Genomic DNA, 23,143 nt, shown 5'->3' on the forward strand with positions numbered 1-23,143 from the left:
CTCGGTACCGCTTCGCATTAAGTTGTTTGGAATCCGTATGGCCACCGACCGCATGATCACAGACATCCGCCGTCGCAATTTGGCGCGGCTTCTCTCACCGACGTCCATCGCGGTCGTCGGTGCTTCGGCAGATCCGACCAAGGCCGGTTCGCAAGCACTGCAGGTGCTGAGCCGGTTTCCTGGGCGACGGGTGGCCGTTCACCCCCGCGAAAAGGAGATCCAGGGCGTCAATTGCTATCCCAGCTTTGCAGCCTTGCCGGAGCCGGTAGACCTTGCGGTGTTGGCCATTCCGGCCGAGCGCTGCGTCGAAGCTGCGCGAGAGGCTGCGGCTCGCGGTGTGGGGGGGGTGCTCATTGTTTCCGGTGGGTTCGGGGAAAGTGGCGAAGCGGGGGCCAGGCTACAAGCGGAACTGCACGCGATTTGCCAGGAAACGGGCCTGCGTGTGTTGGGGCCCAACACATCTGGGTTTATTCATCCAGCAGCGCAATGCGTGGCCAGTTTCGTGCCCGGCGCCGATCGCCTGAAGCCGGGCCGCGTGGCGGTGGTGGCCCAGTCCGGCGGGGTCAATCTGTCGCTGTGCTTCCTGCTCGATCGCTTGGGACAAGGCGTCTCCTTCGCGATGGGCTTGGGCAACGCGGTGGACGTGGATACAGCGGAAGTGCTTGAGTGGCTGGGGGACGAGCCCGGCACGTCGGCCATTGCACTGCACCTGGAAGGCATCCCGAACGGTCGGGAGTTGTTCGACGTGCTGTCCCGTGTCACTGAGAAGAAGCCGGTGGTGGCATTGCCCGCTGGGCGCTCCGATGTGGGTGAATTCGCCGTGTCGCACACCGGCAAGTTGCTCGGCTCGCACCAACGCACCGTGGCCGGACTCGCTCAGGCCGGTGTGGTGGTCGTTGATTCGACGGAGGAACTGGTGCAAGCGGTCGCGGTGTTGAGTTGTTTCCGTCTGCCGCCTATGCCGGAACCGGGCTTTGCGTTGGTGACGGGGCAGGCCGGGCCGGGTTTGCTGGTCGCCGATGGCCTCAAGACCGAGTCTCTCGCGGTGCCTCCTTTGTCGCCAGATACTGTGGCCGGCGTGGCCACTCTGCTGCCGCCCATGACCTATCTGAAGAACCCGATTGACACTGGTCGCCCGGGTCCTGGTTTCGCCGAGTTGCTGCGCACGGTGGGGCGCGATCCTGCCATCGACGCTTTGCTGGTTTTCGAGCTGCACGAGCCCGCGGTGCTGGACCCCGTGCAGGTGCTGCCAGACGTGTCGGCGACGCTGGGCAAGCCGGTGGTGTTCGGTTCGTTGGGACCGATCGGCGACACCACGCCCACGCGTGATGCCTTGGCGTCCGCCGGCATTCCCATGGTGGAAAGTCCGGAGCGTTTGGTGCAGGCGGCGCTGGCTTTGGCCACCGACGCACGTGCCCGCTGGCGCAAAGCCCGCGTCGAACCCGTTGGGGCGGTTGGAACGGCCACCCCCATCACGGGGCATCTGGACGAAGACAGCGCCAAGCGCTTGCTGGCGGGGTATGGCATTGACAGTCCGAGTCGTACTTTGTGCACCACCCGTGAGGAAGCCGTGGGCGCGTTCCGCTCCCTCAAGACGCCCCTTGTGGTGAAAGTCGTGTCGAAAGAGATTCCCCACAAAACCGAAGTCGGTGGCGTGCATTTGGGCATCGACAACGAAACCCGTCTGGGCGTGGCACTCGATGCGATAGACCGCATTCCCACCCTGGGCCCGAAAGCCTATCTGCTCGAGCAAATGGCCACTGCGGGGGTTGAGTTGATTGTTGGCGGTGTGCGTGATCCCTCCTGGGGCCCCTGTGTGGTGGTTGGGCTCGGTGGTGTCATGGCCGAAGCCTTGGCCGACACCACGGTGCGCCTGGTGCCGATCAGCAGACTCGATGTCGAACAAATGTTGAACAGCCTGCGTGGACGCGATTTGCTCGACGGCTTCCGCACGCTGCCCAAGTGCAACAGAGAAGCGATTGCAAACGCCATGCTCGGTATCTCCCGGTTGATGTTCGAGCACCCTGAAATCGCAGAGGTAGAAATCAACCCGCTGCGGGTCAACAGCGAGGGCGCTTTGGCTCTTGACGCGTTGGTTCGATTGAATGGCTGAACCTTCAGTCGTTGGTATTCACTGACTCATCTTTTCAAAGGAGACATCATGAGCACAGAACTCGGTCGCGTTGAAGATCTGCCTCCGGACTACTACAACGGATTGCGCAGCCGGAACATGATGCCCCTGTGGCCATCATTGCGTGCCGCCTTGCCCTTCGACATGCCGTCGCGCCGGACCAAACCTGCACTGTGGCGCTATCGGCAGGAGGTTCGTCCGGATCTGATGCGTGCAGGTGAATTGACCCCCATTGAAAAGGCCGAGCGGCGTGTGCTCGTGCTTTGCAATCCCGGCCTGGGTTTGGACGAGCTCAAAGCCACGCCCACCATCTACATCGGCTTGCAGCTTATCTTGCCGGGTGAATCCGCGCCCAACCACAAGCACACACCTTCGGCCGTGCGTTTTGTGGTGGAGGGCAAGGGCGGGTATACCGTCGTGCGCGGCGAGAAGCTGCCGATGCACCGGGGTGACCTGATCCTGACCCCTCCTGGCATGTGGCACGAGCATGGTCACGACGGCAATGAACCGGTGGTGTGGCTCGATGCGCTGGATCTGCCATTGGTCTATGGAGTCGAGGCCTCTTACTGCGTGGATGGCCACAAATCCCAAGTCATCACTGATCCATTGAACTCATCGGCCGTGCGCTTTGCGCAAGGCGGTGTAGTTCCCTACGCCACCCTGAACCGTCCCCGCGGTGACTACCCGATGTTGCGCTTCGCTTGGAACAACGTGCGCTCCACGTTGGTTGAGTTGGCGCGTGTTACTCCCCTTGGGCAGGCCGTGCACCTGGCCTATGTGAATCCGGAGACCGGTCGCGAGTGCATGCCCACCCTGGGTTTCTCCGCCATCATGCTGCGCCCTGGGGAAGAGGTGCGCTTGCCGCGTCGTTCGTCCTCGGCCGTGTTCCATGTGGTTGAGGGGGGCGGTTCGGCCGCGATCGATGGCGAGGTATTGACCTTCGAAGAGGCCGACACACTGGCCGCACCGACGCACGCGACGATTGTCTTGAGCAATGCGTCGAAGACTGCACCGGCGTTCCTGTTCATGGTGGACGATGCCCCCATGCAGCGCAAGCTCGGTTTCCATGAGGTGTTTGACCGTTAACCCAAGGAGAACGAGACATGATTCGATCCCTGCACCATGTGGGCTTCACGGTGCCCGACCTTGAAGTGGGCCGACAGTTCTACAAAATCTTCGGTCTCAACGACCAGGCCAGTGGCAACGACTTGGTGTTGCGTTGCGCCGACCGCGATCAAGACCAACTGCGCCTTGTTGAAGGGGCCAAGAAGCGTCTGAGCTACATTGCCTTCGGCACCGACGAAGCAGGCATGCGTACCGCCAAGACGCGCTTGGAAGCGGCAGGAGTACCGCTGAACCGGATGCCGTTCAAGGGCGTGGAAGAGGGCATCTGGTGCCAGGACCCCGACGGCTTGTGGGTCAACCTGCGTGTCGCTGAGGACGCGCCGTCCAAACGCGCCCCGGCCCGTGAGGTCAACATGCCCGGGCGTGTCCGTCGTCTCACCGACCGCGCTTTTGGGGCCTGTACCCCGGTCGCTTCCGTGAGCCCCCGCCGTCTGGGGCACCTGATCAAGTTCACGCCCGATGTGCGTCGTTCGGTGGACTTTTATACCCGCGTGCTGGGGATGAAGGAGTCGGACCGTGCGCAGGACATCATTTCCTTCCTTCGCTGCTCAAACGGAGGGGATCACCACACCCTGGCATTCGCCAAGAGTTCTCATGTGGGCTTCCACCACCTGAGTTTCGAGGTGGACAGCGTGGACGACATTGAACTGGGCGCACGCAACCTGATCAATGCAGGCTACCGTGACTGCTTCGGTTTGGGTCGCCATGTGGCGGGGTCGAACTTCTTCCATTACATTCGCGATCCCTGGGGTAGTCTGGTCGAAATGTTCTGGGACATGGACGTCATTCCGGAGGACGATTCCGGCTGGACCGTGATGGATGGCTCGCCCGAAGACGTGACCGCTGTGTGGGCTGCCAAGGTGCCCCCGGAAGATTTCGTCGTCAATTTTGAATCGGCTGACTGACTACGCGGCCATCAACGGTAGAGAGCATTGCTGTGATTTTCTCGATGGTCGAAAGGCCTGCATGAAAATCAACCTGCTCGAGGATGGAAGTCGCAGCGCTGACGTCGGCAAGTCACTGTCAGTGCACATGAGCGCTTGTGTTCATGATGATCGAACTGCGACACCTTGGCTCCACGCCTAGGGCACTCGCTGCGAACATGATGGCGGCCGGCGAGGCCAGAGCGTAGATCACGGAGACCTTTGGCCCGCTATCGAAGCGGCGTGAAGGTCATCGAACGGGAATGAGGCGTCATAAGACTTCGGTGTTCAGAGGGTAACGCGGGCTCGTTGAATGAAACGCGCCTGCGGTGCCGTTAAGCTCGTGCAAGGGCGCAGCAGGTAGGTCACCACGATGGTCGGTCGGTCCTCCAGTGGCCGCAGTGCGATGCCGCGGTGCAAGTGGCCGATCAACCTGGCGGCGGGTGCGATGAAGACCCCATAGCCAGCGGCAACCAGCGTCATCGCGATGTCGAAACTGCGCGCCGTCTGCTCGCGCTCATGCGGTACGTAGCCGAGCAGAGCTCGCGCCGTAGAGCGCCACGGTTCATCGCCGGTCGATTGCGTGTAGATCAGTGACTGCTTGAGCAGTTCTTGGCAAGGCACTTCTCGATAGGCGAGAAGATGAGAGCGCTTGGCGACAGCGACCGCCAGCGTGTCATGCCACAGTGGCTCGCATTCCCAGCCGGACCACTGCTGTGGGGTCGTGGACAAGGCAAGATCGAAGCATGCGTCCGGCGGCCCTTCTGCCTGCTCTGTGGTGGTGCAACCGATCAATTCTGCGGCGGACCCGGGTTCGTCTGCTCGCTGCAGCGCCAACACACTAGCGAGCTGCGGCGGCACCCAGTCGCCAAGCACGGCCACCCGGATTTCTGCGCTGGCGTCACTTGATCTCACATCGGCGCCCCTTAGATGTGTGAAGGTGGTTCTCCGCTAGATCCTGGAAGGGTGCTTCAAATTTTCGCTGAAGCTGGACTGCGCGAACAGCCAACCGAAGAACATGCCAGGGTGTCTCGCATCAATTCTCATGTCGTCACCTGCCGCTCAAAGCCTTGTCCTCAAAGAAAAAAAAGTCCGATCCTCCACTCGAATCCTCTCCGCCAATGCTCCGGCTCGGCTCCACGAGTCCAGCCTTTAGTGGAAATCGACATGGTGAATACACGCAGTGGGATCTGCGAAGATTTTGAGTTAAGTTTACCGTGGTTTAGTTCGCTTCTTTGGTTGACGCTTTTGCCAATGCAGAAGCGTCAGATTCAAATAGGCCGGCCCGTCGGCACGACCACCTACGAGGAAGCGCCCGCCGTCGCGTTCGGCGCGGCCGTGCGTGAGGAACGAGCCAAGCAAGGAATTGGCCAGGAGATGCTGTCCGACCTGTCCGGAATCGATCGCTCGCATATCGGCAAGATCGAGCGCGGCGAGCACATGCCCACGCTCGCCCTGATCCTCAAGATTTCCCGTGCGTTGAAGTGCAGTGCTGCCCACCTGATGACACTGACGGAGTCCAAGCTAGCGAAAGCGGCGACAGCCAAGTCCGAGAGCTAGAGTCGGTCTGGCTAGTGGCCGCGCGTCGACTACTGCGCGCTGTTCCTCTCCCCAGGGGTGGGACTTTCGCGCTTCATGGCTTCGTTGACGAGACTCAGGAAGGGATTGTCTGGGGGCAATTCCTGAAACAGCGCGCCCGGGTCGGCCAGGAGATAGCCATGCAGGCGCCTCGACTTGCGCGGCCCCGTGACTTCGCAAGTCCAGATGTTCAAGCCGCTGGCCTGCTTGCGGTGCCGGCCCAGCCTCTCGAAGCCTTTCTGCACCCACTGCCACGCCTCTAGCTTCTCCTGCTTGGCCAGGGCTGCAGCGTGCAGATGCTCCTGCGCATATCGTTGGAAAACACCGGGGCTGACCAAGTAGGCGGTGCCGGCGACGGTATGTACCAGCGCTTTCGCATCGTTGATGATCAACTTGCGTGCCAGGATGCCCTGACGCAGCCAAGCCATGAAGTGCGCGCCGGAAGGCTCGGGCCGCGCCTCCGTGGCCGCGGTGTTTGCCGCCAGAGGGGGGGCTGGCGTTGGTGCTGGCGCCGAGGTGGGCTCGCGCTCTGTCTCTTGGGTGGGAGAGCCGGGCCGTACTGGCGCAGCCTGCGCCACGCCCAGCACATCGAGTAGCGCCATGACGCCACTGTCCGTCGACGGAGCCGACACTGTGCTCGGCGGCGTTCCCGCCGCGGGCACGACAGGCTGGACATCAGGCGCGACGGGCGTCAGTGGCGGCGACACGCCCTGATCCTCTTGCTCGACCTGCACCTGGCCCGCGAACGGCGCTGGTCGCTCAGCCGCCTCCCAGATCAGCGCGGGCGAGAGCTTCAGAAAAGTGAAGCTGTGCGACCAGCCGGCATCGCTCGTGACGGTCGCCTTCCAGATCGCCTTGCCTTCCGGCGTGGCCAGGGCGATGCCGTGGTCCTGCAGCACATTGAAAACCGCTGTGTTGTTCGCTGGGATGCCGTCGATGCCCTGCGACAGCAGGTGGGCGCGCAGCTTGTCCGAGACGGTCTTGCTCACTAGCCAGAGCGTGTCCTGGGTCAGCCAGCCATCCGAGGCACCGGACTGGTTCAGCTTGAATTCCTCCTTGAGAAGGTAGCGCAGTCCATCGAGCAGCTTGCGTTGAAGGGCATGCTTCGGGGCGGCCATCGCCTTTGCAGGATCTCCGCCGAGTTCCTGGGCGACCGAAGCCTGATCGGCCTGCACGACCAGTTCGCCGAGCGTGCCGGCGTGCTCGTACTGGCCGGCCAGCACATACAGCAGCGCGGCCCACAGATCGGGATAGCCCACCAGCCAGTCGAAGATGTCCTGGTCGAGCACCTGGCGGTACAGCAAGCCTGTTGCCGCGCTGTGCAGTCGGTACTGGCGATCCTCGCGGTAGCGGAAGCGGTACGGCTGTTGCAGCGGGCCGTGCCAAGGGTGCCATATTGAGCCGTCGGCCAACTCGACATGCAGGTCGACGGCGATCTTGCCGATGTCGTGCAGCAGCGCTGCATAGGCGACGGCGGCCGTCCAGGCCTCGGATTGCGCCGCCTGGTCCTCGGGGCTGGAGCCGATGGGCAGCAGATGGGACTGCCGCAGCTTCAGGCTGTAGGCGACGATCTCCAGGCCATGGTCCAGCATGCCGCCCGGGTAGGCGTGGTGGTGGCTCTCGGAGGCGGGAAACTGCTGGACCAGTTCCGCGTAGCGCCCCAGTGGTGCGCGGTACAGGGTGGCGAACTGTCTGCGCGACAGCGACGTGCGCTGCCAGATGTGTTCCAGCAGCTTCTGCCGACGCGGCGTGGCCAGCAGAGATGCGGCCGACTCGGGCCGCAGCAGCCCTTTGGGGGGATCGGCTGCGGGTGTTGGCGACGGAGCGGCTGCGACCGAAGTCCGTTTTCGCTGGAACAGGGAGAGCATGTGGGTGTGCTGGTGGCGGGCCGACCGGGAGGCCTTTTTGCCTTTTCAAGGTAGGGCCTTTCCCCTTGCCATCCATTCCCTTGCCCAGCCTTTTGCCCTTCAACCATTTGGTATAGCGCTGCCCCGCACGCCGCTCCACCGTCAAAGGGAACTGGGTCGACTCGGATTGGACGGCGACCCGGCGCGAGGGCTGGCCCTATGCTGAGCGCATACCGCCGCCCGGCCGGGCGGCAATGGCCTTTGCCGAAGTGAGTCACTCCGCAAGTTGTCAAAGTTGACAAGTGAGACGTAGGAGACTAAAGTGACTCCTGTCTCAATCTGCCTGTGGGAGATGACCATGCCCAAGACCCTCGGATTCATTGCTGACCATCTGCCGCGCGTCACGGTGGAGGACGTGCGCCGTTTCGCCGCGACTGTCGAAATCCGGGATGCAGGGGCTTTCGCGGCCGAACTGCAAGCGTTCGTCCACGAGCGGGTGGAGGCGGTGGAGCTTCCCGCCGGCCTGGAAATGGAAACGGTGGGGCAGACCTTGGCCCGCAAGGCAGCTGCACTGCGCGCCGGTACGCGCTGGGTGCCCGGCGAAACCGACATCCAGCGCGGCCGCGCCGTCTTGCTGGACGCCTTCGAGCAGCCGCACAACCTGCCGCTGGCCGAGTTCGCCAAGTTGGCCGACAAGTCGCGCCAGCAGATTTATAAGGACATCATCGCCCGTCGGCTGCTTGCGCTGAACGTGGGGCCGCGTGGCCAGAAGCTGCCCGACTGGCAACTCGATCCTGTGAAGCAGCAGTTGACGCAGACGGTGCTCCAGGAGGTCGAGGGCATCGACAACTGGACGATCTACCGCGCGCTGTCCGAACCGCTCGAAGGCCTGGGCGGGCGTTCGCCGGTGGAGGCGGTGACGCCCGGTACGATCGACGACGTGGCCAACGCTGTGTTCAATGTGCTGGGCGTGCACGTGCATTGAGATGAGGTTGCCGTGAGCATCAAGTTGCCGTCGCTTCCGATCGATGCAGGTGAACTGCTCCAGCACGTGAGCCGCATCGCGTATCGGGGCAGTCCGCTGTACTACGGCCGCGACGGCACCAATCGCTACGACGACCCCGAGCAAGCCTACGGCGTGCTTTACCTGGGCCGTGACCTTCCCACAGCGCTGATGGAGTCGGTGTTTCACAAGCACCAGTGGCTCGTGGACACGAAGCGCTCCATCGCGCTGAACGAAGTCCAGAGCCGGATGGTGCGCGCCGTAGGCGTCCTGGAAGACCTGCGCTTGGCCGATCTCACGGCACCGGGCGTCATGGCGGGCCGCTTCGGCTTGAATCTGGAGCAGTTGGCCAGTCGGGACTACACGCATACGCAACAGGTGTCTGCTCAGGCGCATGCGATGCTCGGAGATGACGGCCTGCCGCTGTTCGACGGGGTGCTCTATCCCTCGCGCAACAACTATCCGGCCGCGAGCATCGCGCTGTTCGAGCGAGCCAGGGCGAAGATCAGTGTCATCGAGGACATCGACTTGGTTGACCATGTGGACTGGCCGCGTTTCGTTGCCACCTATCGCATCGGCGTGGCACCCGATCCCGGCCCGGTGGAACCTGATGACGAAGCGTCCTGAAGCAGCTAGAAAACACGTTGAAGTCACGAGCAGAATGGATTGGAGCAAACTGGAGTAGGCCTTCCTCATGTAGCAGGAGACGACCATGAACACGACAACCCGCAGCAGTACCGCACAGCGCCTTGGCCGCTGGCTCGGCCATGGATGGCGCGCTTATCTGCGTGGCGAGCGCTGGCTTTCGGGCTGGCTTGTTCGGCAGGGCCTGCCGGCGCGTGTTGCTCAAGTACTGCTGTGGGCGATTAAGCTGAGTGTCCTCGGTGGGCTGCTCTACTACGCTTTCTGGTTGGCGCTATTGCTGGCGTTCCTGGTCGCAGCGACTCACGGTGATTGGGCAGCCGAGCCAGATCTGCCGGAACCCGAGTGGAGGGAGGGCCCGGTCGGCTTTGGCCTCTACACATACGACGGGTATCGGATCGATCCGCACGATTTCAGAGATGAGACTTAGCCTTAGATTCGAGGCGGCTCACTTTTTCTTGGCGGGTGCTCCGGCCATCCTCATGGCGCCACCGAATGCCATGTTGCTCGCCTTCCCGCCAGCGGCTTTGGCGTCGCCTGTACCGTTGATCAAACCCTGTAGCGAACCTCCAGCGTGAATGCCTGCCCAACCCAGAGCCGCCACCCAGAAGGTGGGCAGCACGATGAACATGGTGCCCATGACGAAGTTGAGTAGCAGATCGCCAAAAGCGTTGTTCAGCCCCATCACAGGATCGAAATTGCTGTGCGGCCGATTCCATCCCCAGCCCCATCCGTAGAGCGCGTCGAGGATCGTGGAATCGACCCAGCGAGCCAACTGGAACCAGAAATCGACAAAGAAGAACGAGAACTGGACCACGCTCACGGTTACAAGGGTCTTCAGGTCATAGGTGCCGACGACCAGCAGAAGCGGGATACAGATCACGAGCGCCATCTTGAGGAGTGCCATCACCATCGGCACGGCCTGACGCACGACATCCATAGCAGGAAACGCTCCAATGGCTCCGACCGCAAGCCCCGCATCGCCAGCAGCGCGTGTCACGATGTTCGGCAGTGTCTTGTCGATCTGCCCGCCGTAGTCCGTATAGACCGAACCCCTGTTGAGCTTCTGCTGCCGCGGCGAGGCGATCGTGCGGATCACCGAGTCATCCACCTCGGCGCGGCTCAGGAACCCGGCCCAGCCCGCCAGCCGCGTGAGAAGGCTGGGGTCCACCTGACCCAGCAGCCGCGCCCGCAGGCCGTTGCCACCATCGGCCCACCATTGCCTGCAGGTCGGGTAGCCGCCCCCGCTGGCCACCTGCGCCAGCCCGGCATCGCGGTTGCTGTCGTAGGGCCAATCGTCGCGTGGCGTGCTGGACCGATAGTTGTCGTAGTAGCCGGCCGTGTCCGTGAAGAAGCGCGAGCCGATCCACGTCACGTCGTGCATCTGCGCCTCATCAAGTTGAGGGCGCTGCATGAACAGCTTGGCGCGGGCAGGCCCGTAGCAGTCGTGCGTGAAATCCGCCACATCCTGGGCCAGCACCGGATCGCCGATGCGCGTGGCGTCGATCTCCATGCGCATCTGCCGCAGGTCGGTACCGCACGGGATCGCCGCCACCGAGGCGCCCGTGACCGCACGCGACAGAGCGTGCATGAAGCCCCACCAGACCGGCACCTTCGCCGACTGGTTGTTGAGCGTGCTGAAGGACTGCGACCATCCCGTGTCGGTGGGCTGCGGCACGCTGACCTGGCACTGCGCCGAGCGCGAACTGTCGTACTGGATGGTGTTCAGATCCACGTCGATGAACGGGATGCCCGCAAACATCACGACCACGATGGCGACGAAAACCCGGTTCTCGATGCGCGCGGCCGAGAGCACGCCCTTGTTGCCTTCGTCGGCACCCTCCGAGCGGGCCTTGAGCCATTCCTGCACGATGATCGCCACGAAGGGCAGGGCGAACACGCCGCTGGACACCAGCACTGCCCAGATCCCGTTGTGGACGATCCAGGAGACCAGCGTCAGGTAGTACTCCAGATAGTCGGTCGTGAACAGCGTCATGGCCCGAATCTCCCTTCAGCCCTGCATCAACAGGCTGGCTTCCAGCGCCACGATGGCGGCGACACCAGCGATCTCGCTGCGCCCCATGCGGCGCCGCGCCTGCGCGTCGGTCTCGCGCGCCAGCAGCCGCCGTCGCATCCAGACCCAGCCGTAAGCCGTTGCGCTGTACAGGCACAGCCGCCACACCAGGAAGTAGCCTGACGCGGCCGCCAGCCACCGTTCCCAGCCGGCAACGCTGCCGACCAGGTAGATGCCGGCGACGTTGGCCGCCAATGCAGCGGCGACGATCAGCGCCGTCCACAGCAGCGCCTTCGCCGCGCGCCGGCAGAACAGCCAGCGTGGCCGCAGCCAGGCCGCACGCATCGGGTGCATCAGGTTCATGGCCGGCCTCCCGGATTGCCCTTCTGCAACCGGTCGAGGCGATCGGGCACCGGGTCGCCCTCGTAGATGCCGCGCGAGCCCGCCGCACGCGTGCCGTGGCGCTGGATGATGGCCATGGGCGAGTTGTTCGCCAGCTCGCGGCGCAGCTCCAGCTCGGTCTTGAGGTTCTGGATCTCGCGGTCGAGCGCGTCGCTCTCGTGGTTCACTGCCTCGACCGCGAGTTCATTGGCGGCGACGTTGGGCTCCTTCTTGCCCGTCAATAGCGTGCGCTGCAGCAGCAATGCCTTCTCCAGCACCGACGACAGCGCGACCTCGGATGCCAGGCGGCGCGCCAGCAGGTCCTGGTCCGGCTCGTCGCGCAGCGCCTCGATGACGCCGCGCGTGATGGGCAGCGAGGTGCTGCCAGCTTCGCGCAGGTTCTCGAACGTCGTGTTGCGGGTGCCGGAGACCAACTCCTGCAAGGCTTGCAGCCTGGCCTCGTATTCCTCCTGGATCAGCGGCGTGAGCCCGACGCCAGGCACCGTCTGGGTCTTGGTGCAGGAATCGCAGGTGCGCTGCTCCTTCTCGCCCAGGACCCGCGTGGCCCACTCGACCGCCTGCTGTGGCGACGTCCAGGTCTGGCAGGACAGGCTCGTGCAACTCGCCGGTGCGATGGAGGACGTGTCGGTCACGCCGCGGCCGTTGACGAGGTTGTAGCCCGCGCGGGTGACGTCGCCGACCACCCGGATGGCCGACTGGCCGGCGCCACCGGCATTGCCGCCGCCCACCCAGGGAACGCCGTCGTTGCCCCGGCGTGTCTCGGCCTGCTCGATCGCGGACACGGCATCGGTGCTCGACACGGCCTGGCGCAGCGCCATGCCCTCGGCGAGTTGGCTCCATCCGAGCTGGCCGCCCGCCATGTCGGCCATCTTCTCGGCCATCGCGCGGCACGTCAGCTTCGAGCGGTCGAAATCGAGCCGCGCCTGCAGCACGCCGTTGGTCAGCAGGTTGTAGAGACCGGGATCGGCGCGCTGGATGATCAGCGCCGGCAGGGATGCCACGGCGCTGGTCGCGCTCTGGATCACGTTGCTCATGATCTGCTGGAAGCCCTGAGTGAGGCCGTTGAGCTGGTTGCGCAGCGTGGTCTGGATGCTCATGTCGCCGCAGATCAGGTTGCTGTTCCAGCCCACGCCCACGCCGATCGAGCGCATGCCGGCCGCGCGGCCCATCGACACCGCACTGCCGCCGCCGATCGAGTACATGACCTCATCGCCGATGACCGGGCCGCTGTTCTGGAAGCCGACCTGTGCCCACGCCAGGCCGCAGCCCAGGGCGAGCGCGCCGGCCAGCGCCGTCGAACGCAGCAGGCGGCACGCCTTGGCGGAGAGATTTGCAAGTTCAGGACGTTTCATCGCCGTGCCCTCAGTTGAAATCGACGCTGCCGAGGAACACCTGCCCACGGCGTTCGCAGCACGCGTAGGGCCGCCACAGCGCCCAGGCGTAGTCGCCTTGCTGTGCCTGCGTCAGGAAGCCGCTGCGCGGGAAGACCGTGCAGGACGAGGACAGGACGGGCGTGAGTTCCTGCCACTTGCCGGTCGTGGCATCGCCCTCCATCAGCGCGCCGGCCGGCCAGTAGCCGTCGCGAGAGTTGGCGAGCAGCGGTTGATAGACGTGGATCTGCCCGCGGCGCGTGACGACATCGCCCGCGCGCTGGGCCACCACGGCACCGGCCTTGTGGTCGTCGGTCTGGTGCAGGAACCCACCGCGGGGATACACGTTGCCCCAGAGGTTCAAGGTCGAGCGCGCGCCGACCTCGCGCAGGCCCGGGATCAGCGCTTCCGGATACGCCATCTCGGGCACGTTGTAGCGCCAGGCCAGCGTGTCCAGGGTACTGAGCAGATACGGCATGAATGCTGTGCCTGCGCCCTCGCAGAAGTAGCCCGACGACGAGATGAACTGGTTGAACACCTCGACACCGGGATGGCCGATGACGTCGGCGTTCTTGAATTTCGCGAGATTGTTCTCGTGGTCTTCGTTGGTGGTGCCGTCGCCGCCGGCCTGGGCCGACGGGTTGGGCGTGCTCATGGCACGCACTTCGACCCAGGGGTTCTCGCCGGTGTTGCTGTAGCTGGAGACGACCGCATCGGGCACGTAATGGCGCACCTTGACGGACGTGCGCACCCTGCAGCCGGACCAACTGCAGTAGAGCCAGTAGCAGATGCCCACCACCCGGTACTCCAGGCAGTCCGGCGACATGACGGAGGACACGATGGTGGCGGTGTTCAAGGCGTAGCTGCCCGTGGCGCTGATCAGCAGCAGCGAGGCCACGGCAACGCGCAGGCGGCGCAGCAGGTCGAATGGACGGCGGATCACGGTTGCGCCCTCCGATGCCGCTCGATGCGGGCTACGGCCAGGGCCACGTCCGGCTCGCCATAGACCACATAGCGCTGGTCCACCACGACGGCTGGGATGCTGGTGATACCCAGGCTCCATGCGTCGGTGATGCCCTGGTAGGCCATCTGCAGGCGGCGTTGGAGGGTCGGCCCTCCCGCCTGGAGACGCTGGCGCACGATGGACTGGGCCTCTTGCGGATCACGGGGCAAGCCCGCCGACAGTTCCGCCTCGATGCGCCGGGCGGCATCCAGTTCGATCGTGCGCGTGGGGAGGCGTTTCCCTTGCAGCGGCCGTGTGGAGTCGGTGATGAACCAGACCTCCTGGGCCACGCAAGTGGCCGACCACAGCAGAGTTGCCATGAGCGCCAATGTGGGCCTGCACAAACGCTGGCGCGGGGATGTGGGCGTGGAAAAGGACATGATGGGGGACCCAAAGAGGGATGACCCCGTTAGTCCAAACCAAAGCGCTGCCGCGGGCCACGAACAATGCGCAGCGTGGCGTGCCCCTATTGGTGCAGGTGAGGCCGTGCCACTCGGCAGCGAAACCGGCACATGCGCTGCTGGATGGGCACGGTCGGGCATCGGATATAAACCAGGGATCGCAACCTCAACCCATACCTTCGATATGAATCGCGTCCAACTCGTTGAAATCCTCGCTGCCAAGAACGACCTGTCCAAGGCTGCTGCCAACGCCGTCCTCGAGACCTTGATCGACACTGTCCAGACGGCCGTGAAGAAAGGCGATGCCGTTCAACTGGTTGGCTTCGGCACCTTCAAATCCGCCAAGCGCGCCGCGCGCACGGGCAAGAACCCCGCCACCGGCGCGGCCCTGAAGATCCCCGCATCGACCGTGCCGAAGTTCGTGCCGGGCGCCAAGTTCAAGGCCGTGGTCGATCCCAAGGCGGCCAAGCGCAAGGCGGAAAAGACTGGCAAGTAGTCCTGACTGCCTGGGCAGGTGCCGCTGCTGCAAAGGGCCAGCCCGCATTGGCTTCTTCGACTGATCTCCATCCAATCCACCGGCGACGGTGCCACCGACCATGACTGCGTTTTCTGAATCGTTCCGCTCGGAAGTTGCTCGCATAGCGCGCAAGGAGAACAAAGGGGAGATGAGCTCCCTGCGCAAGACGGCCACGAACCAGCGCTCTGAGATCGCGACACTCAAGCGCGACGTCAAGGACCTGGCCGGGCAGGTGCGCAGCCTGACCAAGGCATTGAAAAAAGCCGTCGCAGCGGCCGCGCGCCAGCAACCCCGCAAGCAGTCCGATGATTCGTCTTCGGGGGCGCAGGCGCCTGCGAAGCCGGGAGGCCGTGCATTCGTCTTCAGTCACGAAGCGCTGGTCGCGAAGCGGCAGGCGTTCCACATGACCCAGAAAGAGATGGCGCACCTGCTCGGCGTCTCGGCGCTGAGCGTCTACAAATGGGAGACCGGCAAGGTCACTCCCCGCGAGGCCCAACTGGTGCGCGTGCGCGAAGTGCTCGGGATGGGCGTGCGCGAAGCCCGCCGGCAGATCGCCGAATGAACCATCGCCGGCGCGGCGCAGGCCGCAGCACAACCATGTGATTCGCCGGCTACCTGGGCACGTCGCCGGCGCCGCTGGCTGGCGTTCCGGCACCATCCGAGGGCTTTGTCTCGGCCAGGTCGTTCGCGGCGAGCATGTCGATCGCCGACAGCAATGCGTCGCCCGGCACGGGGCCGGGCAGCACGATGCTCCTGCCGCTCGTGCGATCGATCAGGCGCAGCGAAGGCGTCGCCGTGATGCCCGACGCGGCGGCTTCTGCGGCCTGCGCATGCACGATGCGCGCGGATGGCTCGCCGCTCAGGCATGCCTTGAGGTCAGCGGACATGCCGGGAAACATCTCCAGGTCCGGCACGCCCTGGCCATCGCTGCGCGTGTTGGCATAGACCCACTGGACCGCGGCCCAGAACGCTTCGTGCCCTCCCGCCTGGCCGGCGCACTCGACCAGGCGTGCCTCCTGGCTTGCGGCGGGTTCATGGATGGACATCGGCACGTGGTGCCACTGCAGGTTCACGTCCTGGTGCGCGTCGATCCACTGTTGCAGCTGCGGTGAGTACGCCTTGCAGTATGGGCACTCGAGATCGGCATAGAAGACGATAGTGAAACGTGCCTCGGGACTGCCCAGCCGCCACGGGCGCGCGGCCACCTCCGTGGCATCGACCTCGCGCGAGGGTTGCGGCCCCGGCTCGCCGGAGGAACTGAACATGAACCAGATCAGCAGCGCCGCGGTCAGGCCCGCCGCCAGTGCCCAGAGCAAGCGAAGCCACCGGCGTGGCCGCCGTCGAAAGGCTTGCATCTCGATCGGAAGGGAAGGGCGTTTCGGCGTCATGGGACTCTCCGGCGATTATTGCGGCAGGTCCAGGGCCGGCGACTCGATGCCGCGCGCCTGGTCGATCTTCTCGGCCACCTTGAACGCGGCCTCCAGTTCGCTGATGCCGTACTGCTGCATGAACTGGTAGCGCTCGGCTTTCTCCTCGGGCTCCGTTTGGGCCAACGCCAGGAAAAGGCTCGGCGGCACGGCCCGGAAAAGCACCTCCATCGACTTCGACAAGATCACCCCCTCGGTGAACTTGCCCGCTTCCTTGCGCGCGGAGAGCATCAATGCCTTCTGCGCGGGCGAAAGTTCGCGAAAGCGCGCGATCTTCTCGACTTCATCGGGCGGCATCGACAGGCACACCCACCACTCGATCATGTTGAGCATGGGCTCGGCCGCACGCGGCAGGTCGTCGATGTTCTGGGTGGCCAACCAGAACCACGCGCCCAGCTTGCGCCACATCTTCGTGATCTTCACGACGTAAGGCGCGAGCAGCGGGTTCTTGGTGATCACATGTCCTTCATCGGTGACGTTGATGATCGGCCTGCCGAGGTATTGGTCGCGCTCGGCGATGTTGTTCACCGTGCTGATGAGGCTGATGTACGCGATGGAGAGCTGCGCGTTGTAGCCCTCGCGGGCATAGGTCGCCAGATCGACCAGGGTGATGTCCGCTTCGGGCCACGGGGTGCCGGGCCGGTCGAACATCTCGCCGTCGGCCCCTTGGCAGAACATGTCCATCGCATCCGCCATCTCCAGCAAGCGCACGCGCCGCATCTCGGGCAGCGTGGTGTCGCTGCCGCGTGTGCGCAACGCATCGCGCACGTCGCGCGTGAGCACCGTGCGCTGCTCGCCGCCCTCGCTACCTTCGCCATAGCAGTGCTCGGCGGCATCGAGGATGCACTGGCGGATCAGCGAGCGGTCGGCTCTCGTCATGCGGGCTTCTTCCTTGTCCTCGCCGCCCGTGATCATCAGCCGTGCGGTGATTTCCAGCTCGCCCAGCACGTCGCGCTGCTCGTCGGCGTGGGCGGCCTCCGGTGGCGTGTCTTCGTCCAACGCATCGGCGTCGAGCGTCTGCACGTCGCTGGGTGTCTCGATCAACCGGCGCGCGTCGGCGAACGGCGCCAGGCTCACGCCCGAGCCGGGTGCCAGCTTTACGCGGTTCACGGTCAGACCCAGGCGCTTGGCGAAGTCACTGAACAAACCAAAGCTGTTGCCGGCTTCCACGATGAACAGGCGCGGCCGGTAGATGGCCGTGACCTGGTTCAGCAAGTTGTTGAGCGTGGCGGACTTGCCCGAGCCCGTCGGCCCGAACAGGAACAGGTGGGCGTTCATCTGCCGGTCCAGCCGGTTGAGCGGGTCGAAGGTGAGCGGTCCACCCCCACGGTTGAACATCGTCACGCCGGGATGCCCTGTGCCCTGGCTGCGCCCCCACACCGGCGACAGGTTCGCCGCGTGCTGGGCGAACATCAGTTGCGTGTACCACTTGCGCCGATCCTGGCCGGGGTTGTAGCAGCACGGCAACCAGCGCAGGTAGCTGTTGAGCGGTGCCACCTCGTCGTCTTCGCGCACCGGCTGCAAGCCTGCGTTGAGCATCACGTTCGCCAGATCCAGGCCGCGCCGGTCCAACTCGGCTTCGTCGCGCCCGCGCAGATAGAACGCCAGCGTGCCCCGGTAGAGCTTGTGTGCGCTGCCGATCAGCGAGCGGGCTTCATGCACGTCCTTGAGGGTCTGTTCCGACGCCAGCGTCTCGCCCACGGCCTTCCTCGCCAGATGGTTGAGATCGGATTCGAGGACATCCTGCGGCGTGGCGACCATCGTCAGGCACATCAAGGTGTCCTCGGGCATCTGGTCGAACAGCGTGTTGATCGCGTCGCCCTTGCGGGTCTCGCCGGTCAGGTGCCCCGTGCCCGGTGGCATGCGCAGCCGGTCGGCGATCAGCACGCGGTGTGGCATCCCATCGAAGTGCCAGGCCCCGTGCGCGACGTCAGAGCGCGGCTGCCCGAAGAACAGCCGCTGGCTGAAATCCCGTCCGCTCGCCAGTTCGATCTCGCCGTCTTCGGTCTCGGCGGGGTACCGTGCCAGCGCATAGAAGCGCTCCCTATCCTCGACTCCAGGCCCGAGCAGGGCAGGGCGGGGGTTGAACCACCGCAGCAGCCAGTCGTGAACGTCTGCCGCAAGCATGCGCCGGGCCTGGATGCCGGCGTTCGCCAGCCCGCCGCACAGGCGGTCGCAGACGATGTTCAGCATCTGCTCGGGCGTCTGGCCCCTGCGCATGATCTGGCTCGCCTGGCCCTGGCCCTGTCCTTGTCCGGTCACGCGGCGATAGACCACCATGCGCACGCGCCGCGTCTGGCCGCGCCAGCGCAGCCGCGTGACCACCGTGTCCTCGAACAGGCCTCCGGGCTTGGCCACCGCGCGCAGGTGGTGGCCGAAGAAGCGCAGGTAGAACTCCGTGAACGCCGTGCCGCGGGCGCGCGGTTGCACGTAGTCGCGCAGGGTTTGCATGTACTGGTCGAAGCTGGGTTCATCCTGGGCATAGAGCTGGAGCACCCAAGGGTTCTCGTCCAGTTCATCGAAGCTGTCCTGCAGCGCGTTCTCCAACGCATCCCTGGCCTGGGCCAGCCAGGCCGGCTCGCGGCCCTCGGTGCCCAGCGGCACCAGCTCGAAGAAGGCGGCCACGGACTGCCCGTCCTCCAGCAGCATGGACTTCGATTCCGGCAGGAACTCTACCCAGGGCAGCAGCTCCACGAACGACGGCGCGACGTCGTACAGCGCCTGCTCGTCGGCCATGGTCGCCGGCCTGCGGCCCTGGACCGCCGCGCCAGGTTCGGGAATACCTGCCTGCCGCAGGGCCTCGACGTGGCGCTGCCAGCCGTCCAGCTGTCCATCGTCGGCCGGGCCTCCGATGCCGCCGGCGGCCAGCTTCGGCCATGGGAGGGTCCAGCGCATCAGTAGTCCTCCACGCGCTCGCCCGGCATCGCGTACTGCACCCGCTGGTACAGGGGGAACACCGTCGTGTAGCCCGGCACAGGCACCGGGTCCGTGCCTGTCAAGTGCGGAAAGACATACATCACCAGGTCGGGGTTGGGCAGGCGCTGGAACTGGCGATGGATCTCGTTGCGAGCCGTGCGCGTGTAGCGCATCTGCTCGGCGGGCGCGGCCTGCACGTCCGCCTCGGTCAGCGGCCGCCGCAGACTCTGGCGCGCATCGAGCAGCTGGCGGCGCGCCACCTGACCTGCGCCACCACCTGCGCTGTCACCAGTCTCCTGCTGCCAGATGTCCATCATGGTGCGGTCGCCATGGGTCAGCAGTTCCTCCTTGCTGGTGGCGCAGCCGCCCAGCACCGCGATGGCGGCGGCCAGCGCGAGGCCTTGGGCCCGGTTAGTCCAATTCGAGAGCATGGCTTTCTCCTGCGCGGTGATCGACCTTGCGGCCTTCGGGATCGAAATCGATGGCGAGCGGCTTTTCGAGGTGAACCGCGACCTTGGCGCCGGGCTGCACATAGACCGCCGCGAAAGCCTGGCCGTACAGCTTGTTGACCCAGTTCGACATCTCCTGGACACCCCCGGCGAGAATCCGGCCGACCGCTTCCTGGCCACTGATGCCCACGGTGCCGATGGAGCCGTCCGAGCCCACGTAGGACACCCGGCCGCTGTCGCTCTTGATGAGCGAGGCCACGCCGGCACCGGCTGCCGTGATCAGGGCTTGCGAGCCGAGGTACTGCTGGGCGTTGCTGCGCCGATCCCCGCTGACACAGGGAATGCCGTGGGGATCGCTGATCCAGCCCAGGCCCCCGCCCTGATGGTTGTTCTGCTGGTTGCCCTCGCGGTCCTCTGGAATCGTGCGGATCGTCCCGTCGTGGAACACGAAGGTGATGCTGCGCACCTGGCCGCGCACGCACGAAAGCGTCCAGTCGCCGGAAGCCGTGCCGCTGAACACGGCACCCGCTACATCGGGAATGTCGATGCCGTTGGCCGTCAGGTTGTCGGGGCCGACGAGCACCTTGAACGGGTACGGATCGTTGACCGTGCCGTCGATCGGCACGCGGCCGATCAGCGCCGTCATCGCGACCGACCCCATGAGCGTTGAGTTCGTCGGGACGGTGTAAACCGGCTTGGCCCCCTTGACCCCGGCGGCGCGGGCGCCGGTGTTCGCCACGCTTTCCGCCGAGGCTTCCTGCGTGCGCTGCGCCGGGCCGAAGCTCGTCGGGAAGCTCATGCCGCCGCTGGACGATCCGCGCCCCTCGGCCTTTTTCGCATCCTGAGGCTCCACCCAGCGCAGGCCGCCTTCCATGCCTGCCTCATCACCATCGCGCAGCCCCAGGCCCACCGGCAGATCGGCATGAGCGCCACCGCGGCTGCCGATGCTGTCCAGGCGCCGTTGCAGGTCGGCGAGCAGCCCCTCCGTCTGCTGGCGTTCACCGGCCGCCTGCTGCTGGTCGCGGCGCAGGTTGGAGCGCTCGGCCTCCAGCGCCGAGTTGATGCGCTGGTCGATCGAGTTCTCGCGCTGGCGCAGGCGCTGGTTCTCTTCGCGCTGGGACTTGTTGTCCGAGAGCGCGGTCTGCAGCTCGGTGCGCAGCTGCTTGACCTGTGCCACCAGCGTCGCCACGGTGTCGCGCGGGGTGTCGCCCGCGATCCCGAGTGCTTTCATCTCTTCGGGCGTGAGCTGGCTGCCCATGCCGGCCGGGGAGGGCGCCGAGGCGCCGCCGCCCGAGAACAGCCGGATGCCGATGAACAGCACCAGGAGGGCCACCGGGATCATCAGCCACTTGAGCAGGCCGTTACTGCGCATGGCGGACCTCCTTGTCGGCCTGGGCCTCGGGAGCCGGCTGCGGAAGATGCACGGCGGGGTCGAAGCGGTGGATGGCGGGCAACAGCGATTGCGCGAGGCCGCGGCCGCGCGTCACCAGGTACAGGACGGTGGTGTCCTCTGGGGTGCCACGCGGGCCCAGTGCCTCGTGCTGGAAGGCCGCCGTGAGGAAATCGCCTTGAAGCATGCGCGGGTCGAGCGTGATCCAGCCAGTGCTGGTGTTGGTGAGGCGCACGGCGGTCACCCACTGGTCCTCCAGGCGCCACGAGGCGAGCGCGACGGCGCGCACCGGCAGCGTCGGCATCAGCGTGCCGAGATCCAGGTCGCGGCGCAGGGTGACCCGCATGACGCCCGGCAGCGGCTCGACCGTGCGCAGCGGCGCGTAGAGGTTCTGCGCGGCAAAGCGCGTCAGCACGACCGGGACCGGGGTTTCGCGCCGCAGCGACCGTGTGCCCGCCTGGTCATTGGGGCGTGCTGGCGCCTCGTCGGAGCTTGCCGCCTGGTCGCCATAGCGCGAGGGGGTGACGTTGCCCTCGACGATGCGCACCGGTTCTAGCGCGGGCTCCTCGTCCTTGGCCGGCTCGGCGGTAATGTCCAGCAGAATCAACGCGCCCGTGTCGGCGTCTTGCAGCTGCAGCCGCGTGGGTTCGATCGGCTCGCTCGCGCGCAGGTACACCGCGCCGCCCGCGCTCTGCACGCGCAACCGCTCGCCCACGCCGACCGGCACGCCCACGCGGACGTTCCGGTCGATGAACACGATGCGCTCCTGGCCGACCCGCAGGGGCACGGCCAGCGGCATGCGCTCCCAGCGCAGAATCTCCACCGCCTGGGCAACAGGCGCCGAAGCCACGGCCAGCAGCCCCAGCAACGCGAGAACAAGGTGCTTGATGGGCTTCATGGGGTGTTTCCTCCTTGAGGCGCTTGCGGAGACAGGCCGCCTGGCGCCGGACGCGCGGGCTCCGGCACGGTGATGCGCTGGGGCGTGCCTTCGTAGCAATCGAGCGCCAGGCCGAACGGATTGCGCGCGGGATTGACGTCCACCCGCGTGACCTTGATGGGGTAGCGCACCAGGGCGCGCTTGACCTGCTCGGCACCGTGGTACTCGTCGGCGCTGATGTCCAGCGTCACGACCCAATCCCGGTCGGAGACCACGCGCACGCGGGCGGTGGGGTCGTCGCCGTAGCCGCGGCCGGGGATTTCGTAGAGGCCGCGCACGCGCTGGCGCAGCTCGCCCGTGCTGCGCCGGTAGTCGTAGTCGGCCCGCAGGAAGGCCTGGCAGGACGGCGTGAGGTACGGCGACAGCGCATGCAGGTTGCGCGGGTAGTCGTCCTCGCCATTGGCCGGCCAGCGGTTGAGCTGCTGGAACACGTAGAACGTGAAGGCGTACACGCTCTCGGGCGGCACTTCCCACCACTTGCGGGTGCTGCCGGAACGCAGGTCGGGCGGAACGTGGATGGTCAGATCGCGCGGCGCGCTCCACCAGCCGCCGCCCATCAGCAGCGCAATGGCCACCAGCGCGCCAGCGCCCAGGCGCAGCGTCTTGATGTGCGCCTGCAAGTGGGTGATCTCGTTCTTGAAACGGCTCATCGAGTCCCCCTTGGCACGCACCTTCGGGTGGTCCAGAAGCCCGAGCGCGAGATCAGCAGATGACCACCCACCCAGCCTGCCGCCAGCGGATGCCGTGTGGCGATGCGCCACTGCAACTGCCGGTACAGCCAGGTGTCGGGCCGTCCGCGCTTGAGCCGGCGCAGGATGCCGCCGCCCACGAACACGCCCAGGGCTACGCCCAGGACGATGAACGTGGGCGCCAGCGCGATCGTGCGGAACACCCAGGACAGCGGTGCGCCGATCAGCAAGCCGGCGGCGCCGGACAGGGCGCAGCAGATCCACAGCTCGTCCGCCGTGAGACCGCGCACGACCACCGGATGGCGGTTGAGCCGGTGCGGAAGGAACGTGACCGTTCCGTCCGCACGGACGTGCTGGTGCTCGGACATGGCCCGCCCCC

General features: G+C 65.6%; 23 protein-coding genes. 9 read left to right on the plus strand and 14 right to left on the minus strand.

Annotated elements, in window-relative coordinates; all coding sequences use genetic code 11:
• Positions 1-37: 37 nt before the first annotated feature.
• From Q392_RS03435 to Q392_RS03445, 3 genes are read left to right on the plus strand one after another with little or no spacing between them, the layout of a single operon-like run.
• Positions 38-2,113 carry an acetate--CoA ligase family protein gene (locus Q392_RS03435; protein ID WP_084216799.1) on the plus strand — a complete coding sequence of 692 codons (2,076 nt, stop codon included), beginning with the start codon at positions 38-40 and terminating at the stop codon, positions 2,111-2,113.
• 48 nt (positions 2,114-2,161) lie between these two features.
• Entirely contained in the window at positions 2,162-3,217 is a 1,056-nt protein-coding gene (locus Q392_RS03440; RefSeq protein ID WP_038201307.1) for a cupin domain-containing protein, read from the plus strand.
• A gap of 17 nt (positions 3,218-3,234) precedes the next feature.
• The gene (locus Q392_RS03445) at positions 3,235-4,161 is read left to right on the plus strand and encodes a VOC family protein (protein WP_038201310.1); all 927 of its coding nucleotides are present in this window, start codon (positions 3,235-3,237) and stop codon (positions 4,159-4,161) included.
• A gap of 306 nt (positions 4,162-4,467) precedes the next feature.
• Here the strand turns inward: Q392_RS03445 and Q392_RS03450 are convergent, their stop codons facing one another.
• Positions 4,468-5,094 carry a LysR substrate-binding domain-containing protein gene (locus tag Q392_RS03450; RefSeq protein WP_038201314.1) on the minus strand — a complete coding sequence of 209 codons (627 nt, stop codon included), beginning with the start codon at positions 5,092-5,094 and terminating at the stop codon, positions 4,468-4,470.
• A 339-nt stretch (positions 5,095-5,433) separates the two neighbouring features.
• Between Q392_RS03450 and Q392_RS03455 the strand changes: the two genes are divergently transcribed.
• Entirely contained in the window at positions 5,434-5,739 is a 306-nt protein-coding gene (locus Q392_RS03455; protein WP_038201317.1) for a helix-turn-helix domain-containing protein, read from the plus strand.
• 29 nt (positions 5,740-5,768) lie between these two features.
• Here Q392_RS03455 and mobH read toward each other — a convergent pair whose 3' ends face one another.
• Positions 5,769-7,625 carry a MobH family relaxase gene (gene mobH / locus Q392_RS03460; protein ID WP_038201320.1) on the minus strand — a complete coding sequence of 619 codons (1,857 nt, stop codon included), beginning with the start codon at positions 7,623-7,625 and terminating at the stop codon, positions 5,769-5,771.
• A 337-nt stretch (positions 7,626-7,962) separates the two neighbouring features.
• On the opposite strand from mobH, the gene Q392_RS03465 reads away from it, so the two are divergent.
• The 3 genes from Q392_RS03465 (at position 7,963) to Q392_RS03475 (ending at position 9,679) form a co-directional block, all read left to right on the plus strand.
• Positions 7,963-8,589, plus strand: coding sequence for a hypothetical protein (locus Q392_RS03465; protein ID WP_038201807.1), 627 nt, complete (start codon positions 7,963-7,965; stop codon positions 8,587-8,589).
• A gap of 12 nt (positions 8,590-8,601) precedes the next feature.
• Positions 8,602-9,234 (plus strand): RES family NAD+ phosphorylase, encoded by a 633-nt coding sequence (locus tag Q392_RS03470; RefSeq protein WP_038201323.1) that lies wholly within the window; start codon positions 8,602-8,604, stop codon positions 9,232-9,234.
• Between the two features lie 85 nt (positions 9,235-9,319).
• Positions 9,320-9,679: a DUF3742 family protein gene (locus tag Q392_RS03475; RefSeq protein WP_038201325.1), complete on the plus strand. Its 360-nt coding sequence runs from the start codon at positions 9,320-9,322 to the stop codon at positions 9,677-9,679.
• An 18-nt stretch (positions 9,680-9,697) separates the two neighbouring features.
• Here Q392_RS03475 and Q392_RS03480 read toward each other — a convergent pair whose 3' ends face one another.
• The 5 genes from Q392_RS03480 to Q392_RS03500 are packed head-to-tail and all read right to left on the minus strand — an operon-like array spanning position 9,698 to position 14,358.
• Positions 9,698-11,245, minus strand: coding sequence for a conjugal transfer protein TraG N-terminal domain-containing protein (locus Q392_RS03480; RefSeq protein ID WP_038201327.1), 1,548 nt, complete (start codon positions 11,243-11,245; stop codon positions 9,698-9,700).
• A gap of 15 nt (positions 11,246-11,260) precedes the next feature.
• The gene (locus tag Q392_RS03485) at positions 11,261-11,617 is read right to left on the minus strand and encodes a hypothetical protein (RefSeq protein ID WP_038201810.1); all 357 of its coding nucleotides are present in this window, start codon (positions 11,615-11,617) and stop codon (positions 11,261-11,263) included.
• 5 nt (positions 11,618-11,622) lie between these two features.
• Positions 11,623-13,017: an integrating conjugative element protein gene (locus Q392_RS03490; RefSeq protein ID WP_038201330.1), complete on the minus strand. Its 1,395-nt coding sequence runs from the start codon at positions 13,015-13,017 to the stop codon at positions 11,623-11,625.
• Between the two features lie 10 nt (positions 13,018-13,027).
• A complete protein-coding gene (locus Q392_RS03495) occupies positions 13,028-13,975 on the minus strand; it encodes a TIGR03756 family integrating conjugative element protein (RefSeq protein WP_038201813.1) in 948 nt (315 codons plus the stop codon).
• Positions 13,975-14,358: a TIGR03757 family integrating conjugative element protein gene (locus tag Q392_RS03500; protein WP_342665580.1), complete on the minus strand. Its 384-nt coding sequence runs from the start codon at positions 14,356-14,358 to the stop codon at positions 13,975-13,977. Before Q392_RS03500 ends, Q392_RS03495 begins: the two co-directional genes overlap by 1 nt.
• A gap of 61 nt (positions 14,359-14,419) precedes the next feature.
• On the opposite strand from Q392_RS03500, the gene Q392_RS03505 reads away from it, so the two are divergent.
• Both Q392_RS03505 and Q392_RS03510 read left to right on the plus strand, forming a co-directional pair.
• Positions 14,420-14,935: an HU family DNA-binding protein gene (locus tag Q392_RS03505; protein WP_483855399.1), complete on the plus strand. Its 516-nt coding sequence runs from the start codon at positions 14,420-14,422 to the stop codon at positions 14,933-14,935.
• Positions 14,936-15,104: 169 nt separating this feature from the next.
• Positions 15,105-15,518 carry a helix-turn-helix domain-containing protein gene (locus Q392_RS03510; protein ID WP_245610629.1) on the plus strand — a complete coding sequence of 138 codons (414 nt, stop codon included), beginning with the start codon at positions 15,105-15,107 and terminating at the stop codon, positions 15,516-15,518.
• A gap of 49 nt (positions 15,519-15,567) precedes the next feature.
• Here the strand turns inward: Q392_RS03510 and Q392_RS03515 are convergent, their stop codons facing one another.
• Genes Q392_RS03515 through Q392_RS03545 form a run of 7 tightly spaced genes read right to left on the minus strand, consistent with a single transcriptional unit; the run spans position 15,568 to position 23,132 of the window.
• Positions 15,568-16,344: a DsbA family protein gene (locus Q392_RS03515; RefSeq protein ID WP_038201341.1), complete on the minus strand. Its 777-nt coding sequence runs from the start codon at positions 16,342-16,344 to the stop codon at positions 15,568-15,570.
• Positions 16,345-16,359: 15 nt separating this feature from the next.
• Entirely contained in the window at positions 16,360-19,278 is a 2,919-nt protein-coding gene (locus Q392_RS03520) for a conjugative transfer ATPase (protein ID WP_038201343.1), read from the minus strand.
• Positions 19,278-19,730: a TIGR03751 family conjugal transfer lipoprotein gene (locus tag Q392_RS03525; protein WP_038201346.1), complete on the minus strand. Its 453-nt coding sequence runs from the start codon at positions 19,728-19,730 to the stop codon at positions 19,278-19,280. Before Q392_RS03525 ends, Q392_RS03520 begins: the two co-directional genes overlap by 1 nt.
• Positions 19,711-21,120, minus strand: a complete 1,410-nt coding sequence (locus tag Q392_RS03530) for a TIGR03752 family integrating conjugative element protein (RefSeq protein ID WP_038201349.1) — start codon at positions 21,118-21,120, stop codon at positions 19,711-19,713. Before Q392_RS03530 ends, Q392_RS03525 begins: the two co-directional genes overlap by 20 nt.
• The gene (locus Q392_RS03535) at positions 21,110-22,036 is read right to left on the minus strand and encodes a TIGR03749 family integrating conjugative element protein (RefSeq protein ID WP_425425156.1); all 927 of its coding nucleotides are present in this window, start codon (positions 22,034-22,036) and stop codon (positions 21,110-21,112) included. Before Q392_RS03535 ends, Q392_RS03530 begins: the two co-directional genes overlap by 11 nt.
• The gene (locus tag Q392_RS03540; protein WP_038201351.1) at positions 22,033-22,725 is read right to left on the minus strand and encodes a PFL_4703 family integrating conjugative element protein; all 693 of its coding nucleotides are present in this window, start codon (positions 22,723-22,725) and stop codon (positions 22,033-22,035) included. The genes Q392_RS03535 and Q392_RS03540 overlap by 4 nt, the downstream gene beginning before the upstream one ends.
• Positions 22,722-23,132: a TIGR03750 family conjugal transfer protein gene (locus tag Q392_RS03545; RefSeq protein ID WP_038201354.1), complete on the minus strand. Its 411-nt coding sequence runs from the start codon at positions 23,130-23,132 to the stop codon at positions 22,722-22,724. Before Q392_RS03545 ends, Q392_RS03540 begins: the two co-directional genes overlap by 4 nt.
• Positions 23,133-23,143 lie beyond the last annotated feature (11 nt).

This window comes from Xenophilus azovorans DSM 13620, assembly GCF_000745855.1.
Lineage (GTDB): Bacteria > Pseudomonadota > Gammaproteobacteria > Burkholderiales > Burkholderiaceae_C > Xenophilus > Xenophilus azovorans.

Bases quoted from the DNA above. Each gene is read 5' to 3' on its own strand.
- Q392_RS03435 (WP_084216799.1), top strand. From the start codon at position 38: ATGGCCACCGACCGCATGATCACAGACATCCGCCGTCGCAATTTGGCG.
- Q392_RS03440 (WP_038201307.1), top strand. From the start codon at position 2,162: ATGAGCACAGAACTCGGTCGCGTTGAAGATCTGCCTCCGGACTACTAC.
- Q392_RS03445 (WP_038201310.1), top strand. From the start codon at position 3,235: ATGATTCGATCCCTGCACCATGTGGGCTTCACGGTGCCCGACCTTGAA.
- Q392_RS03455 (WP_038201317.1), top strand. From the start codon at position 5,434: ATGCAGAAGCGTCAGATTCAAATAGGCCGGCCCGTCGGCACGACCACC.
- mobH (WP_038201320.1), bottom strand. From the start codon at position 7,625: ATGCTCTCCCTGTTCCAGCGAAAACGGACTTCGGTCGCAGCCGCTCCG.
- Q392_RS03465 (WP_038201807.1), top strand. From the start codon at position 7,963: ATGCCCAAGACCCTCGGATTCATTGCTGACCATCTGCCGCGCGTCACG.
- Q392_RS03475 (WP_038201325.1), top strand. From the start codon at position 9,320: ATGAACACGACAACCCGCAGCAGTACCGCACAGCGCCTTGGCCGCTGG.
- Q392_RS03480 (WP_038201327.1), bottom strand. From the start codon at position 11,245: ATGACGCTGTTCACGACCGACTATCTGGAGTACTACCTGACGCTGGTC.
- Q392_RS03485 (WP_038201810.1), bottom strand. From the start codon at position 11,617: ATGCACCCGATGCGTGCGGCCTGGCTGCGGCCACGCTGGCTGTTCTGC.
- Q392_RS03490 (WP_038201330.1), bottom strand. From the start codon at position 13,017: ATGAAACGTCCTGAACTTGCAAATCTCTCCGCCAAGGCGTGCCGCCTG.
- Q392_RS03500 (WP_342665580.1), bottom strand. From the start codon at position 14,358: ATGGCAACTCTGCTGTGGTCGGCCACTTGCGTGGCCCAGGAGGTCTGG.
- Q392_RS03505 (WP_483855399.1), top strand. From the start codon at position 14,420: ATGGGGGACCCAAAGAGGGATGACCCCGTTAGTCCAAACCAAAGCGCT.
- Q392_RS03510 (WP_245610629.1), top strand. From the start codon at position 15,105: ATGAGCTCCCTGCGCAAGACGGCCACGAACCAGCGCTCTGAGATCGCG.
- Q392_RS03515 (WP_038201341.1), bottom strand. From the start codon at position 16,344: ATGACGCCGAAACGCCCTTCCCTTCCGATCGAGATGCAAGCCTTTCGA.
- Q392_RS03520 (WP_038201343.1), bottom strand. From the start codon at position 19,278: ATGCGCTGGACCCTCCCATGGCCGAAGCTGGCCGCCGGCGGCATCGGA.
- Q392_RS03525 (WP_038201346.1), bottom strand. From the start codon at position 19,730: ATGCTCTCGAATTGGACTAACCGGGCCCAAGGCCTCGCGCTGGCCGCC.
- Q392_RS03530 (WP_038201349.1), bottom strand. From the start codon at position 21,120: ATGCGCAGTAACGGCCTGCTCAAGTGGCTGATGATCCCGGTGGCCCTC.
- Q392_RS03535 (WP_425425156.1), bottom strand. From the start codon at position 22,036: ATGAAGCCCATCAAGCACCTTGTTCTCGCGTTGCTGGGGCTGCTGGCC.
- Q392_RS03540 (WP_038201351.1), bottom strand. From the start codon at position 22,725: ATGAGCCGTTTCAAGAACGAGATCACCCACTTGCAGGCGCACATCAAG.
- Q392_RS03545 (WP_038201354.1), bottom strand. From the start codon at position 23,132: ATGTCCGAGCACCAGCACGTCCGTGCGGACGGAACGGTCACGTTCCTT.